10 protein-coding genes are annotated in these 14,827 nt (G+C 62.4%); 5 read left to right on the top strand and 5 right to left on the bottom strand.

The window, feature by feature from the left end; translation table 11 throughout:
- The first annotated feature begins 35 nt into the window (after window positions 1-35).
- On the top strand, window positions 36-2,069 hold the full coding sequence (gene betT / locus BJ885_RS01555) for a choline BCCT transporter BetT (protein ID WP_121931032.1): 2,034 nt from the start codon (window positions 36-38) through the stop codon (window positions 2,067-2,069).
- Window positions 2,070-2,183: 114 nt separating this feature from the next.
- Here the strand turns inward: betT and entD are convergent, their stop codons facing one another.
- Entirely contained in the window at window positions 2,184-2,831 is a 648-nt protein-coding gene (gene entD / locus BJ885_RS01560; RefSeq protein WP_121931033.1) for an enterobactin synthase subunit EntD, read from the bottom strand.
- An 84-nt stretch (window positions 2,832-2,915) separates the two neighbouring features.
- The gene (locus tag BJ885_RS01565) at window positions 2,916-5,156 is read right to left on the bottom strand and encodes a TonB-dependent siderophore receptor (protein WP_121931034.1); all 2,241 of its coding nucleotides are present in this window, start codon (window positions 5,154-5,156) and stop codon (window positions 2,916-2,918) included.
- A 146-nt stretch (window positions 5,157-5,302) separates the two neighbouring features.
- Here BJ885_RS01565 and fes point away from each other — a divergent pair, with 146 nt between their 5' ends.
- Genes fes through entF form a run of 3 tightly spaced genes read left to right on the top strand, consistent with a single transcriptional unit; the run spans window position 5,303 to window position 10,576 of the window.
- Complete coding sequence (gene fes / locus BJ885_RS01570) at window positions 5,303-6,499, top strand: enterochelin esterase (protein WP_121931035.1); 1,197 nt, start codon at window positions 5,303-5,305, stop codon at window positions 6,497-6,499.
- A 10-nt stretch (window positions 6,500-6,509) separates the two neighbouring features.
- Window positions 6,510-6,722 carry an MbtH family protein gene (locus tag BJ885_RS01575; protein WP_032662857.1) on the top strand — a complete coding sequence of 71 codons (213 nt, stop codon included), beginning with the start codon at window positions 6,510-6,512 and terminating at the stop codon, window positions 6,720-6,722.
- Window positions 6,719-10,576, top strand: a complete 3,858-nt coding sequence (gene entF / locus BJ885_RS01580) for an enterobactin non-ribosomal peptide synthetase EntF (RefSeq protein WP_121931036.1) — start codon at window positions 6,719-6,721, stop codon at window positions 10,574-10,576. The genes BJ885_RS01575 and entF overlap by 4 nt, the downstream gene beginning before the upstream one ends.
- An 88-nt stretch (window positions 10,577-10,664) precedes the next feature.
- Here entF and fepC read toward each other — a convergent pair whose 3' ends face one another.
- The 3 genes from fepC to fepD are packed head-to-tail and all read right to left on the bottom strand — an operon-like array spanning window position 10,665 to window position 13,455.
- Window positions 10,665-11,465, bottom strand: a complete 801-nt coding sequence (fepC, locus tag BJ885_RS01585) for an iron-enterobactin ABC transporter ATP-binding protein (RefSeq protein ID WP_121931037.1) — start codon at window positions 11,463-11,465, stop codon at window positions 10,665-10,667.
- Complete coding sequence (gene fepG, locus BJ885_RS01590; RefSeq protein ID WP_121931777.1) at window positions 11,462-12,451, bottom strand: iron-enterobactin ABC transporter permease; 990 nt, start codon at window positions 12,449-12,451, stop codon at window positions 11,462-11,464. Before fepG ends, fepC begins: the two co-directional genes overlap by 4 nt.
- Window positions 12,451-13,455: a Fe(3+)-siderophore ABC transporter permease gene (fepD, locus tag BJ885_RS01595; protein ID WP_121931038.1), complete on the bottom strand. Its 1,005-nt coding sequence runs from the start codon at window positions 13,453-13,455 to the stop codon at window positions 12,451-12,453. The genes fepG and fepD overlap by 1 nt, the downstream gene beginning before the upstream one ends.
- A 108-nt stretch (window positions 13,456-13,563) precedes the next feature.
- Between fepD and entS the strand changes: the two genes are divergently transcribed.
- Window positions 13,564-14,811, top strand: a complete 1,248-nt coding sequence (gene entS / locus BJ885_RS01600; RefSeq protein ID WP_121931039.1) for an enterobactin transporter EntS — start codon at window positions 13,564-13,566, stop codon at window positions 14,809-14,811.
- Window positions 14,812-14,827: the final 16 nt, after the last annotated feature.

The raw sequence follows: 14,827 nt of genomic DNA on the forward strand, positions 1-14,827 counted from the left end.
GATTTCAATAGTTACAAAAACAGTGGGGATACTGGATGACAGACCTTTCACAAGACAGAGAAAAAGACAAAATCAACCCGGTCGTTTTTTATACGTCCGCCGGGCTGATTTTGTTGTTTTCCCTGACGACCATCTTCTTTCGTGATTTTTCTGCCGAGTGGATTGGGCGCACCCTGAACTGGGTGTCGAAGACCTTCGGCTGGTACTATCTGCTGGCCGCGACGCTCTATATCGTCTTCGTGGTCTGCATCGCCTGCTCGCGCTTCGGCTCGGTGAAGCTCGGGCCTGAGCAGTCCAAGCCCGAGTTCAGCCTGCTGAGCTGGGCCGCGATGCTGTTTGCCGCGGGCATCGGCATCGACCTGATGTTCTTCTCCGTGGCGGAACCGGTCACGCAGTATATGCAGCCGCCGGAAGGGGCGGGGCAGACGATGGAGGCCGCGCGCCAGGCGATGGTCTGGACGCTGTTCCACTACGGCCTGACGGGCTGGTCGATGTACGCCCTGATGGGCATGGCGCTCGGATACTTTAGCTATCGTTATAATTTGCCCCTCACCATCCGCTCCGCGCTGTATCCGATTTTCGGTAAAAAAATTAACGGCCCGATTGGCCATAGCGTCGATATCGCGGCGGTGATCGGCACCATTTTTGGTATCGCGACGACGCTAGGGATTGGCGTGGTGCAGCTCAACTACGGGCTGAGCGTGCTGTTTGATATCCCGGATTCGATGGCGGCCAAAGCGGCGCTGATTGCGCTCTCCGTCATTATCGCCACCATCTCGGTGACGTCGGGCGTGGATAAAGGCATCCGCGTGCTGTCCGAGCTGAACGTGGCGCTGGCGCTGGGCCTGATCCTGTTCGTGCTGTTTATGGGCGACACCTCGTTCCTGCTCAATGCCTTAGTGCTCAACGTAGGCGACTACGTCAACCGCTTTATGGGCATGACGCTGAACAGTTTTGCCTTCGACCGCCCTGTAGAGTGGATGAACAACTGGACGCTGTTCTTCTGGGCGTGGTGGGTGGCGTGGTCGCCGTTTGTCGGCCTGTTCCTGGCGCGTATTTCACGTGGCCGCACCATCCGCCAGTTTGTGATGGGCACGCTGATTATCCCCTTCACCTTTACCCTGCTGTGGCTGTCGATTTTCGGCAACAGCGCGCTGCATGAGATCATCCACGGCAATGCAACCTTCGCGCAGGAAGCGATGGCGCACCCGGAGCGCGGCTTCTACAGCCTGCTGGCGCAGTACCCGGCGTTCACCTTTAGCGCCTCCGTGGCGACCATCACCGGCCTGCTGTTTTACGTCACCTCGGCGGATTCCGGCGCGCTGGTGCTGGGCAACTTCACCTCGAAGCTGAAGGACATCAACAGCGACGCGCCGAACTGGCTGCGCATCTTCTGGTCCGTCGCCATCGGCCTGCTGACGCTCGGCATGCTGATGACCAACGGCATCTCGGCGCTGCAGAACACCACGGTGATCATGGGCCTGCCGTTCAGCTTCGTCATCTTCTTCGTGATGGCCGGGCTGTATAAATCGCTTAAGGTGGAAGACTACCGCCGCGTCAGCGCCAGCCGCGACACCGCGCCGCGTCCGATGGGTGCGCAGGACAGGCTGAGCTGGAAGAAACGCCTCTCGCGCCTGATGAACTACCCGGGCACGCGCTACACCAAACAGATGATGGAGACGGTCTGCTTCCCGGCAATGGAAGAGGTGGCGCAGGAGCTGAAGCTGCGCGGTGCGTACGTGGAGCTGAAAAACCTGCCGCCGGAGGATGGCGAGACCCTGGGGCACCTGGACCTGCTGGTGCACATGGGCGACGAGCAGAACTTTGTTTATCAGATCTGGCCGCAGCAGTATTCGGTGCCCGGTTTTACCTACCGGGCGCGCAGCGGGAAGTCGACCTACTACCGGCTTGAGACCTTCCTGCTGGAAGGGAGCCAGGGGAATGATTTGATGGACTACAGCAAGGAGCAGGTGATTACGGACATTCTGGACCAGTATGAACGGCACCTGAACTTTATCCATCTGCACAGGGAAGCGCCGGGGAATAGCGTGATGTTCCCGGATGTTTGAGAGTTGAGCTGAATAACCTATAAAGGCATCGCCGTCGCCCTCAAGCCGGGTGGCGGCGATGCCTTACCCGGCCTACAAAACCGGTTTACTGTAGGCCTGATAAGCGCAGCGCCATCAGGCATTTAGCAGCGTCCACACGTTCCCGTTATCATGTTGCCAGACGAGGGTGAAGCGTTTACCTTCAGGATATTGTCCAGCCGGGCGCGAAAGCGCCAGCGTGATTGTTTTTTCCGTTACCTCTGTGACTCTCGCCCACTCAAAACCCATGAAAATCTTCACCTGCGGAAAGAGGGCTTTAAACAAACTCTCTTTGGCGCTAAAAGCGAGCGTCAATGCCAGCGCAAAAGGGTAGCCCGAGTGCGTCAGGCACATCGCTTCCTGCGCATCAACGATGCCGTCCTGGATTTCGCGGGCTTCGTGGTCTGGAAGAATGGCTTCGCAATCAATACCTACGAGCGCATCTTGATGACGGACGACAACCGCCATCGCCTGCGTGCCGCTGTGGGTAATGCTGCCCGAAACCCCTTCCGACCAGAGCGGTTCGCCGCTGGGGCCGATGCCTGGAACGATGCGATCGGGTAAGGCATGCGCGGTGGCGATGCGTCCGGCAAGATGCTCGGCCTTACGTTTGCGTCCGGCGTTTGAAAGCTCAGCGTGGTGAGGGAGCCAGAGGAGATCGGCGTCGGTGAAGGTGGTGGGATCGAAGGTGACGTGGTGGACAGTGTGGCCGGCAAGAGAAAATGTGCTGTGGATGGTGTGCATGGTTTTCCTCTATCAGCAAATAGTGCGGCCTGATGCCCTCACCCCGGCCCTCTCCCACAGGGAGAGGGGGAGTTACTGCCTGTATCAGAAACGCGTATTCACGCTCATGTACCAGGTGCGACCCGGTTCATTATACGTATACGCACCCGCACCGTACATATACGCACCTGTGGTTGCATTTCCGGTTGTCTGGGCATTACCCGCGCGCCACTGGCGCTTGTCGAAGACGTTGTCCACGCCGCCGGTCAGGCTGACGTTTTTGGTCATGTCCCACGTCGCGCTCAGGCCAACGATGCTGTACGGGCTGACTTCGTCTTTCTCAGACCCGGTCACAGGCTGACCTTTGTAGTTGTACTTCTTCGGCTGCTGCTTGCCGTACCAGGTAAAGGTCGACTGGAGCGACACGTCCTGATGCACCTGCCAGCTCAGGGTTGAGTTCAGCGTGTACTCCGGAATGATCGACAGACGGTCGCCGGTCTCCTTGTTCTTGCTCTGCAACATGTAGGTGATGTTGTTGGTCCAGTTAATCGTGTCGCTGACCGGCACGTTCAGGGAGCCTTCCAGCCCTTCGACCACCGCCTTCGGCACGTTTTCCCACTGGTAAATATCGGTAGTGACTTTACCGGTGGACGTCTGGCCAATCGGCGCGTAGCCCGCTTCGATCTTGTTGCGATAGTCGTTGCGGAACCAGGTCACGCCCGCCAGCCAGCCGTCGCGTTTCCACTCCAGACCAATCTCTTTGTTGATGCTGGTTTCCGCTTTCAGGTCGTCGTTGCCCATCATATAGCAGCCCACGCCGTCACCGCTGGCGTAGCAGCCCTGGCCTTTGCTGTACAGCAGGTAGTTCGGGTTGGTCTGGTACAGGCTCGGCGCTTTGTAGGCGCGCGCGATCCCCATCTTCAGTGTAAAGTCATCGCCCAGACCCTGCGACAGGTTGAGCGACGGGCTCCAGTTGTTGCCGACGATGGTGTGATGATCGAAGCGCAGGGCAGGGGTCAGCATGGTGCTGTCGGTCAGCTCCATGTTGTTTTCCGCGAACAGGGAGAAAATCTCCGCCGAGGTGTACGGGCTGCGGTCGTCGCTCATGCCCGGAATGGTGCCGCCCTGCTGGGTTTGCGTAAAGGAGGTAGAGTCCTTCATGCGCTGCTGGTTCCACTCGGTGCCCAGCGTCAGGTTCTGGTTGACGAGGAAATCAATCGGCAGGTTGATTTCACTGTGCAGCATCACGTCGGCCAGGTCGGTGTCGGTGAATTTATTGCTGTTGAACAGGCCTTCCAGCCCGCCCGCCAGCCCTTCGCCCAGGCGGGAGTTGCGGGTGTGTTCGTACTGCGCCCAGCTGCTGGTGGTGATGCCGTTGTCCCAGCCGCCGTTCCAGGTGACCGCGAAGTTCTGACGATAAATACGGTTAGTTTCTTTGCCGTAGTTTTTCTTCACCAGCGCGTTGTCGTTGTTGGTGTTCTGCGTGTCGCCCGCGTAGAGGTTGTTCTGGCGGCTATAGCCTGCCTCAAACTCCAGGGACTGCATGGGCGCGAAGTCCCAGCGCACCACGCCGTTGATGTCCTTGTTTTCCACGCCCTCACGGCCTGCGGGCAGGGTGTTGGCGTAGGCACCGGTACGATCGGACTGGTGGCCCTGGTTAATGTCCCACGCGTCGGCCTGGGTTTTATCGAGATTACCGAACATGCGGAAGCTGAAGTCGCCGCCCAGCGGGCCGCTCAGGCTGAAGTTGGTGCGCTTGGTGGAGCCTTCATCTTTATGTTCAGGCGCGTTCAGGTAGGTGTTCCAGGAGCCGTGCCACTGGTCGTCGAATTTTTTGGTGATGATGTTCACCACGCCGCCTGCCGCGCCGTTGCCGTAGCGCGCGGCGGCCGGGCCGCGGATCACTTCGATGCGTTCGATCATCTCTGGCGGTACCCAGCCGGTATCGCCGCGGGTGTCGCGCTCGCCGCGCCAGCCCAGACGGATGGAGTTGCGGCTGGTCACCGGCTTGCCGTCGATCAGGATCAGCGTGTTTTCCGGGCCCATGCCGCGGATATCAATCTGACGGTTGTTGCCACGCTGGCCGCTGGTGGAGTTTCCGGTGAGGTTAACGCCCGGCATGGTACGGATGATTTCCGCCACGTCGCGCGCGGGCGGGTTTTTGCGGATCTCATCGGCGGTGATGGTTGACACGCCCGGCGCCTGTAAATTCTGCTCGGCGGCGGTGATCACCATCGTATCTTCGTGCTGCGCAGAGGCGGTTTTGTCGTCTGCCACGGCGGGCAGCGCGACGCCATAAATCCCTAAATTGACCAGCAAGGCCAGAGAGTGAATCTTCTTATTCATTGTACGTCCCGCTTTTATGGTTATTTAATGAGCGCGCTTCCCACAGCGCGGGCATTACGCTATTGCAAATGCAAATAGTTATCAATAATATTATCAATAAAATTTGTCCTGGAACAAAAAAGTCTGTTAAACATGGGGTTATAAGGGTGACGACGTTAACAACCGGAAGTGAAGCGTGGTGGCAGTCGAAAAACGGACCTGAATGGGAACGTCTGAAGGAGAACTGTCGCGTCACCTTCTGGTGGCGTGATCCGGCAGGAACGCAGAAAACGTCAGCGGTCAAACGCGTCTGGCTCTACGTTACCGGCGTGACCGATCACCATCAAAATGCCCGCCCGCAGTCCCTCGAACGCATCCCGGATACCGATGTCTGGCAGTGGCAGGGCGAATTCAGCCCCGAGTGGCGCGGGAGCTACTGTTTTATCCCTTCTGTAAATGAAAACGATTTTGCCGATACCGTGTTTGAAGGCGAGCTGCCGGACCGTCTGGCGCTGCGCGAAGGCTGGCGCAAGCTGCTGCCGCACGCGGTTTCCGACCCGCTGAATCCGCAGAGCTGGCGCGGCGGGCGTGGTCATGCCGTCTCGGCGCTTGAGATGCCGGACGCACCCGTTCAGCCCGGCTGGGATCGTCCCAATACGCCGTATCAGCCGCCGGTCTGCATTGAGTGGAACAGCGAGCGTCTGAACAACCGTCGGCGCGTGTGGATTTTTACCCCCGGGGATGACGGCCCCGAGCGCCCGCTGGCGGTGCTGCTCGACGGGCAGTTCTGGGCCGAAAGCATGCCCGTCTGGCCTGCTCTGGCGTCGCTCACTACCGAGCGCAAACTGCCCTCTGCGGTCTATGTATTGATCGATGCGATCGACATGGAACATCGCAGCCGCGAATTGCCCTGTAATCCCGATTTCTGGCTGGCGGTACAGGAAGAACTTCTCCCTCTTGTAAAACATCTCGCGCCCTTCAGCGACCGCGCCGATCGTACCGTGGTGGCGGGCCAGAGCTTTGGCGGCCTCTCTTCGCTTTATGCTGGCCTCAACTGGCCGCAGCGGTTTGGCTGCGTGCTGAGCCAGTCCGGCTCGTACTGGTGGCCGCACCGCGGTGGGCAGCAGGAAGGGTGCCTCATCGAACAGCTCAGAGCCGGTGAGCTGGCCGCGAGCGGGCTGCGTATCGTCCTTGAGGCCGGGCGCAACGAGCCGCTGATTTTCAATGCCAATCAGGCGATTTATGCCGAACTACACGCGCAGCAGGTTACCTGGCGTCAGGTTGACGGCGGACACGATGCGCTTTGCTGGCGCGGTGGGCTGACGCAGGGGCTGATGACCCTCTGGCAGCCGTTCATTCAATAACGGAGTCTGTATGGAATTCAGCAATCCTTTCGATAATCCGCAGGGACAGTTCGCCATTTTGCAAAACGACCAGGGGCAGTACAGCCTGTGGCCGCAGCAGTGCGAACTGCCGGCGGGGTGGCGCGTAGTGTGCGAAGCGCAGTCTCAGGAGGCGTGCCAGCAGTGGCTGGCCGGGCACTGGCGCACGCTTGAACCGTCCCATTTTGCGGAGGGGAGCGCATGAACCGTCTTCCTCTCGTCGCCGCCCAGCCGGGTATCTGGATGGCGGAACAGCTTTCTTCCCTGCCAAACGCCTGGAGCGTGGCGCACTACACCGAACTGAAAGGCGATATCGACGCGCCGCTGCTGGCAAAAGCCATCGCTGAGGGCATGACGCAGGCCGATACCCTGCGGATGCGTTTTGCCGAGGAGAACGGCGAGGTGTGGCAGTGGGTGGATGACACCTACGTTCTGCCGGAACCGTCCATCGTTCGCGTTACCTCTCATGAAGATGCTGTGGCGCTGATGGAGGCCGATCTCAACCAAAACCTGCGCGTCGACAGCGCTCAGCCGCTGGCGTTTCACCAGCTGATTCAGGTGGGAGAAAGCCGCTGGTACTGGTATCAGCGCTATCACCATCTGGTGGTGGATGGCTTCAGCTTCCCGGCAATAACCCGCCAGATCGCCGCGATTTATGCCGCGTGGAAAAAGGGTGAACCGACGCCCGCATCCCCGTTTACGCCGTTTGCCGAGGTGGTGGACGAGTATCAGCGCTATCGCGACAGCGAGGCGTACGCACGCGACGGTGCGTTCTGGGCAGAGCAGCGCAGGCAGCTTCCTTCTCCGGTCTCGCTCTCTTCCGCGCCGCTGCCGGGACGCGCCGCTACTACCGATATCCTTCGTCTGAAAATTGCCGCCGACGGTCGCGCCTTCAGCCAGCTTGCACAGGCGGCAGGGCAGGCGCAGCGCACCGATCTGGCGCTTGCGCTGGTGGCGCTGTGGCTGGGCCGCCTTACCGGACGGCTGGACTACGCCGCCGGGTTTATCTTTATGCGCCGCATGGGCTCCGCCGCGCTCACCGCGACCGGGCCGGTGCTCAACGTCCTGCCGCTGGGGGTGAATATCAACCCGCAGGAGAGCCTGCCGGCGCTGGCGCTGCGCCTGGCCAATCAGCTGAAAAAAATGCGCCGCCATCAGCGCTACGACGCCGAGCAGATCGTGCGCGACAGCGGGCGTGCCGCAGGCGATGAAGCCCAGTTTGGCCCGGTGCTGAACGTCAAGGTGTTCGACTATCAGCTGGATATCGACGGCGTGGAGGCCATCACCCACACGCTGGCAACCGGCCCGGTGAACGACCTTGAGCTGGCGCTGTTCCCGGACGAGCAGGGCGGGCTGAGCATTGAGATCCTCGCCAATAAACAGCGTTACGACGAAGCGACGCTTTCCCGTCACGTCGCGCGTCTGAACGCGATGTTGATGCAGTTTGCGGCTAACCCGGACCTGCGCTGTGGCGAAGTGGAAACCGTTTCAGAGCAGGAATATCAGCAGCTGGCGCGCATCAACGATACCGGGCTGGCGCTGCGGTCCACCACGCTGGCGGATCTGGTGGCGGAGCAGGCGAGCAAAACGCCGGACGCCCCCGCGCTGGCAGATGCAAACGTCGAATTGAACTATCGGCAGATGCGCGAGCAGGTGGTCGCGCTGGCAAACCTGCTGCGCGAGCGCGGCGTGGAGCCGGGCGACAGCGTGGCGGTGGCACTCCCGCGCTCGGTGTTCCTGACGCTGGCGCTGCACGGCATCGTCGAGGCCGGTGCCGCGTGGCTGCCGCTGGATACCGGCTACCCGGACGACCGCCTGCGGATGATGCTCGAAGACGCGAAGCCGTCCCTGCTCATTACCACCGACGAGCAGCTCCCGCGCTTTAGCGATCTGTCGATTACGGCGTTTAGTTACAACACCCTTTTACCGGCTGCGGATGCAAAACCGCTGCGCCTGGCGACGCCGGAGCAGACGGCGTACATCATCTTTACCTCCGGTTCGACGGGGCGTCCAAAAGGGGTGATGGTCGGCCATACCGCCATCGTTAACCGCCTGAAGTGGATGCAGGATCATTACCCGCTGGACGCGACGGACGTGGTGGCGCAGAAAACGCCGTGCAGCTTTGACGTGTCGGTGTGGGAGTTCTGGTGGCCGTTTATCGCCGGGGCGAAGCTGGTGATGGCCGAGCCGGACGCGCACCGCGATCCGCAGGCGATGCAGAGCTTCTTCGCCCGGTACGGCGTGACTACTACCCACTTCGTGCCGTCGATGCTGGCGGCGTTTGTCGCGTCGCTGACGCCGGAAAACGTCGACTGCTGCAGGACCCTTAAGCAGGTGTTCTGCAGCGGCGAAGCGCTGCCGACCGAGCTGTGCCGCGAGTGGGAGCAGTTGACCCATGCGCCGCTGCACAATCTCTATGGCCCAACCGAAGCGGCGGTGGACGTGAGCTGGTATCCGGCGTTTGGCCCCGAGCTGGCGGCGGTGGAGGGCAACAGCGTGCCGATCGGCTTCCCGGTGTGGAACACGGGGCTGCGCATTCTGGACGCGATGATGCGCCCGGTGCCGTTCGGCGTGGCGGGCGATCTATATCTCACCGGCATTCAGCTGGCGCAGGGGTATCTGGGCCGTCCGGACCTCACCGCCAGCCGCTTTATTGCCGACCCTTTTGCCCCCGGCGAGCGGATGTACCGCACCGGTGACGTTGCCCGCTGGCTGGACAACGGCGCGGTGGAATATCTCGGTCGCAGCGACGATCAGCTAAAAATTCGCGGCCAGCGCATCGAGCTTGGCGAGATCGACCGGGCGATGCTGTCGCTGCCGGACGTGGCCCAGGCCGTGGCGCACGCCTGCGTATTCAACCAGGCGGTGGCAACCGGCGGCGATGCCCGCCAGCTGGTGGGGTATGTGGTTTCCGAATCCGGCTTACCGCTGGACCGCGACGCGCTGCTGGAATCGCTCAAAGCCCAGCTGCCGCCGCACATGGTGCCGGTGGTGCTGCTGCAAATTAGCGCGCTGCCGCTCAGTGCGAACGGCAAGCTCGACCGCAAGGCGCTGCCGCTGCCGGAGCTGACCAGCAAAACCTCCGGTCGCGCGCCGGAGACGGAAACCGAAGCCGCCGTCGCGCAGGCGTTTGCCGCGCTGCTGGGCTGCGAGGTCAACGACATTGAGGCCGACTTCTTTGCCCTCGGCGGACACTCGCTGCTGGCGATGCGCCTGGCGGCACAGCTTAGCCGCGCGCTCGAGCGCAGGGTTACGCCGGGGCAGATTATGGTCGCCTCCACGGTGAGTATGCTCAGCGCGCTGCTGGACTCGCAGATGAGCGATGAGCAGGCGCAGAGGCTGGGGTATGAAACTATCCTCCCGCTGCGCGAAAGCGACGGCCCGACGCTGTTCTGCTTCCATCCGGCGTCCGGCTTTGCCTGGCAGTTTAGCGTGCTGGCGCGCTACCTCAGCCCGCGCTGGTCCATCGTCGGCATTCAGTCTCCCCGCCCGGACGGGCCGATGCAGCAGCGTGCGGATCTGGATGGGGTCATTGAGCATCATCTGGCTACGCTGCGTCAGCAGCAGCCGCAGGGGCCGTACTATCTGTTCGGCTATTCCCTCGGCGGTACGCTGGCGCAGGGTATTGCCGCCCGTCTGCGCGAGCAGGGTGAAGCGGTGGCGTTCCTCGGCCTGCTGGACACCTGGCCGCCGGAAACCCAGAGCTGGGCGGAGAAAGAGGCCAACGGCCTCGACCCGGAGGTGCTGGCGGAAATCGAACGCGAGCGTCAGGCATTTATCGCCGCCCAGCAGGGGCAGGGCTCCAGCGAGCTGTTTAACGCTATCGAGGGCAACTACGCCGACGCGGTGCGGCTGCTCACCACGGCGCACAGCGCGCGCTTTGACGGCAAAGCGACGCTGTTTGTCGCCGAGCGCACGCGAACGATGGATCCGCAGGTTGCGTGGGCGCCGTGGGTCGCGGAGCTTGAGGTGTACAGCCAGGACTGCGCCCACGTGGATATCATTTCACCGCAGGCGTTTGAGAAGATCGGACCGGTGTTGAGGGAGATATTGGGGTAGTGATTTCCCCTCACCCTAACCCTCTCCCCAACGGGGCGAGGGGATGGTTTGCTCCCTCTCCCTGTGGGAGAGGGCCGGGGTGAGGGCATCAGACCGCACGCTTGCCCAGCGGCACAACCAGCGGCGTACCCGCCACCGGATCGTCAATAATCATGCAGCGCATGCCGTAGATCCGCTCGATCAGCTCCGGCGTCACAATCTCTTTCGGCGCGCCCTGCGCCACAATCTCACCGTCTCGCAAGGCAATCAGGTGCGTGGCGTAGCGGCACGCCTGGTTTAAGTCGTGCAGCACCGCCGCCAGGGTGTATCCCTGCGTGCGGTTCAGCTCGCTCAGCAGCTCCAGCAGGTCAATCTGATGGCTGATATCAAGCCAGGTCGTCGGCTCGTCCAGCAGCATGATCGACGTTTCCTGTGCCAGCACCATCGCGATCCACACCCGCTGACGCTGCCCGCCGGAAAGGGTGTCCACGCTCTGCTGGGCCAGATCGGTAATCCCCGTCGCCCGCATCGCGCGGTTCACCGCCTCGTCGTCCTCTTTGCGCCAGCGGGTAAACAGCGGCTGGTGCGGATAGCGCCCGCGCGAGACCAGCTCCTGCACCGTGATGTCCCCCGGCGTGGTGGCGTTTTGCGCCAGCAGACCGATGCGCCTGGCCACCTCCTTGCTGGCGAAGCGCTGGATCTGCTCTCCGTCAAGGAACACGCTGCCTTCAGACGGCGTCATCAGGCGGCTCAGCGTGCGCAGCAGGGTCGATTTGCCGCAGCCGTTCGGCCCGATAATTGCCGTGAAGTGGCCGTCCGGAATGGCAACGGATAAGCCACGGGCAATGATTTTTTTGCCGTAGCCGAGGGTGAGGTTTTCGCCGCGCAAGCGGGTGGTTGTGTCTGTCATTTCTTGCGTGACTCCTGAACGAGCAAGACGATGAGGTAAATCCCGCCAAGGCTGACGGTCACCACGCCCACCGGCAGTTGATAAGGCATAAACAGCCGCTGGGCGCAGAGATCGGCGGCCAGCAGCAGCAGCGCGCCGCACAGCGCCGCCTGAGTTAATCCCCAGCGCGCCGTGCCGCTAAGACGGCGGGCGATGTGCGGGGCCACGAGGGCGATAAACGAGATTGGCCCGGCGATTGCGGTAGAGGCGGCGGTCAGCAGTACGGCGACCAGCATCAGCATCAGGCGCGAGCGTTCGACGCCCACGCCCAGCGCGCAGGCGCTATCGTCGCCCATCTCCAGCAGACGCATACGACGTACCAGCAGCAGCGCACCGATAAACATCAGCAAAATCAGCGGCGCGGCGGGCCAGGTTTTGCCCCACGTCAGGCCATTGAGCGAACCGGCGTACCACAGCCCGGCGGAGAGCGCGGTTTCCAGCGAGGCCTGCAGTAAAAGCCAGGTGTTAAAGGCCATCAGCATGGCGCGGATGCCGATCCCGATGATGATCAGGCGGAAGGTGTCGATGCCGTTGCGCCAGGCCAGCGCCCAGATCAGTAAGGACGTCAGAATGCCGCCCGCCATCGCCGTAAAGGTAATCGCCGTCAGGTGCTGACCAAACAGCACCATCGCCACCAGCACGCCGCTCCAGGCCCCGGTGTTGAGGCCCATCACGTCCGGGCTGCCGAGCGGGTTGCGCATCAGCGACTGGAATATCGCACCGCTCACGCCGAGCGCCGCGCCGACCAGAATTGCCATCGCCACGCGCGGTAGTCGCCACTCCGTCACTACCATGGTGACGTTGCGCGGCGCGCTGCCGAGCAGGGCGTTAAACACCTGAGAAAAATCGAGCGTCACCGCGCCGCTGCGCAGGCTCCAGACCGCCAGCAGAAGAATGACGATAGTCAACAGGGAGACGCTGGTGACTAAACGACGGGACGGGGCCATCATGCGCCACCTCCGCGTTTACGGCGTACCAGGAAAATCAGCACCGGCGCGCCGATAAAGGCGCTGACCACCGAGACGCGCAGCTCGCCGGGCACCAGCAGGCGGCCCAGCACGTCGGCAAACAGCAGCAGGGCAGGGGTCGCCAGCAGCGTCACCGGCAGCGACCAGCGGTGATCCGCTCCCACCAGCCAGCGCGCCATGTGCGGCATCATCAGGCCAATAAAGGCAATCGGGCCGACCACGGCGGTCGCGCTGCCGCACAGTACGGTGATGGCGAGCAGACCAATCAGCTGCGTGCGCGCCACGCGGTTGCCGAGGGCGGTCGCGGTGTCGCTGCCGAGGGTCAGGCTGTTGAGCGACCGGCTTAAAAACAGCGCCACGGCGGCGGCGAGGATGACCGGGATCGCCACCACTTTTAGGGTTTCAAGGGTGCGGATATCCAGCGAGCCGGCCTGCCAGAAGCGCAGCTGGTCGTAAACGTCCGGGTTGAGCAGGGCGATGCCGTTGGACAAGCCCTCCAGCACCGCCGCGAGCGCTACGCCCGCAAGCGTCAGGCGGACCGGACTTAGCTGGCCGCCGCCCTGGCTGCCGGTAAACGCGACGACCAGCGAGGCGGCCAGCGCGCCGCAGAAGGCCATCACCAGCTGTTCAGAGGGTGAGGTCAACCCGAACAGCGCCGCGCCGAGCACGATGGCAAAGCTGGCGCCGGAGTTAACGCCGAGAATGCCGGGGTCCGCCAGCGGGTTACGGGTGAGGGTTTGCATCAGGGCACCAGCAAGGCCGAGCGCGCCACCGGCCAGCAGTCCGGCAAGCGTGCGGGGCAGTCGTGCGTCGAGCACGATGACGCAGTCGGCGCTCTGGCAGGTGCCGGAGAGCGCATCAACGATAACGGACGCGGGCAGCGGCTTCGCGCCGATCAGCAGGCTGAGTGCAGCCGCAAGGATCAGGAGCAGCAGTAAAACGGGCACGGCAACGGCGCGCACCGCAGAAGAGGAAAACGACATAGCAACATCCATGATTTGATAATGATAGTGATTATCGTTATCTATCTTATTTGGCTATGTTAGCATGTGCGCCCATGGAATGGGTAGAAATAGACTCAAGGCTTTGTCATGAATCAAAAATCCTGGCTGCTCAACCTCAGCCTGCTGAAAACGCACCCGGCGTATCGCGCCGTTTTTATCGCTCGCTTTATCTCCATTTTGTCCCTCGGGCTGCTCGGCGTGGCCGTGCCGGTACAGATCCAGACCCTGACGCACTCCAGCTGGCTGGTGGGGTTATCCGTCACCTTAACCGGCGGGGCGATGTTTATCGGCCTGATGGTCGGCGGCGTGCTGGCGGACCGCTACGAGCGTAAGAAGCTGATCCTGCTGGCGCGCGGCACCTGCGGCGTGGGCTTTATCGGGCTGTGTCTGAACGCGATGCTGCCGGAGCCGTCGCTGATCGCGATTTATGCCCTGGGGCTGTGGGACGGTTTCTTCGCCTCGCTGGGCGTGACGGCGCTGCTGGCGGCGACGCCCACGCTGGTCGGGCGCGAGAACCTGATGCAGGCGGGAGCGATCACCATGCTCACCGTGCGTCTGGGCTCGGTGATTTCGCCGATGGTGGGCGGCCTGCTGCTGGCGACCGGTAACGTGGCATGGAACTACGGGCTGGCGGCGGCGGGGACCTTCATCACCACGCTGACGCTGCTGCGCCTGCCGCTGTTGCCACCTCCGCCGCAGCCGCGCGAGCATCCGCTGAAATCGCTGATGGCCGCGATTCGTTTCCTGTTCAGCAACCCGCTGATTGGCGGCATTGCGCTGCTCGGCGGCCTGCTGACGATGGCGAGCGCCGTGCGCGTGCTCTACCCGGCATTAGCGGGAGAGTGGCAGATGAGCGCCTCGGAGATTGGCATTCTCTACGCCGCCATTCCGCTCGGCGCGGCATGCGGGGCGCTGACCAGCAGCAACCTGGCGCAGGGCGCGCGTCCGGGGCTGATTATGCTGCTTGCCACGCTGGCCTCGTTTATCGCCATCGGCTTCTTCAGCCTGATGCCGGTGTGGGCGCTCGGGGTGCTGTGTCTGGTGATTTTCGGCTGGCTTAGCGCCATCAGTTCGCTTTTGCAGTACACCCTGATTCAGACCCAGACGCCGGAAGGCATGCTCGGGCGCATTAACGGTCTGTGGACGGCGCAGAACGTCACGGGGGATGCGATTGGCGCGGCGATCCTCGGCGGGCTGGGGGCGATAATGACCCCGGCGGCCTCGGCGAGCTGCGGCGGGTTTGCGTTAGCGATGGTTGGCGGGATTTTGTTAGTGGCGTTGGCGGAGTTGCGGCGGTTCAGGCAGGAGAGTGTGTTGAACGACGGTGCGGCCTGATGCCCTCACCCCGGCC

Origin of the sequence: Enterobacter sp. WP_7_1, from assembly GCF_003688535.1 — a bacterium.
Classification (GTDB): domain Bacteria; phylum Pseudomonadota; class Gammaproteobacteria; order Enterobacterales; family Enterobacteriaceae; genus Enterobacter; species Enterobacter asburiae.

Excerpts from the sequence above, each read along its gene's own strand:
- entF (WP_121931036.1), top strand. The coding sequence starts at position 6,719 with ATGAACCGTCTTCCTCTCGTCGCCGCCCAGCCGGGTATCTGGATGGCG.
- BJ885_RS01575 (WP_032662857.1), top strand. The coding sequence starts at position 6,510 with ATGGAATTCAGCAATCCTTTCGATAATCCGCAGGGACAGTTCGCCATT.
- entS (WP_121931039.1), top strand. The coding sequence starts at position 13,564 with ATGAATCAAAAATCCTGGCTGCTCAACCTCAGCCTGCTGAAAACGCAC.
- entD (WP_121931033.1), bottom strand. The coding sequence starts at position 2,831 with ATGCACACCATCCACAGCACATTTTCTCTTGCCGGCCACACTGTCCAC.
- betT (WP_121931032.1), top strand. The coding sequence starts at position 36 with ATGACAGACCTTTCACAAGACAGAGAAAAAGACAAAATCAACCCGGTC.
- BJ885_RS01565 (WP_121931034.1), bottom strand. The coding sequence starts at position 5,156 with ATGAATAAGAAGATTCACTCTCTGGCCTTGCTGGTCAATTTAGGGATT.
- fepC (WP_121931037.1), bottom strand. The coding sequence starts at position 11,465 with ATGACAGACACAACCACCCGCTTGCGCGGCGAAAACCTCACCCTCGGC.
- fepG (WP_121931777.1), bottom strand. The coding sequence starts at position 12,451 with ATGGCCCCGTCCCGTCGTTTAGTCACCAGCGTCTCCCTGTTGACTATC.
- fepD (WP_121931038.1), bottom strand. The coding sequence starts at position 13,455 with ATGTCGTTTTCCTCTTCTGCGGTGCGCGCCGTTGCCGTGCCCGTTTTA.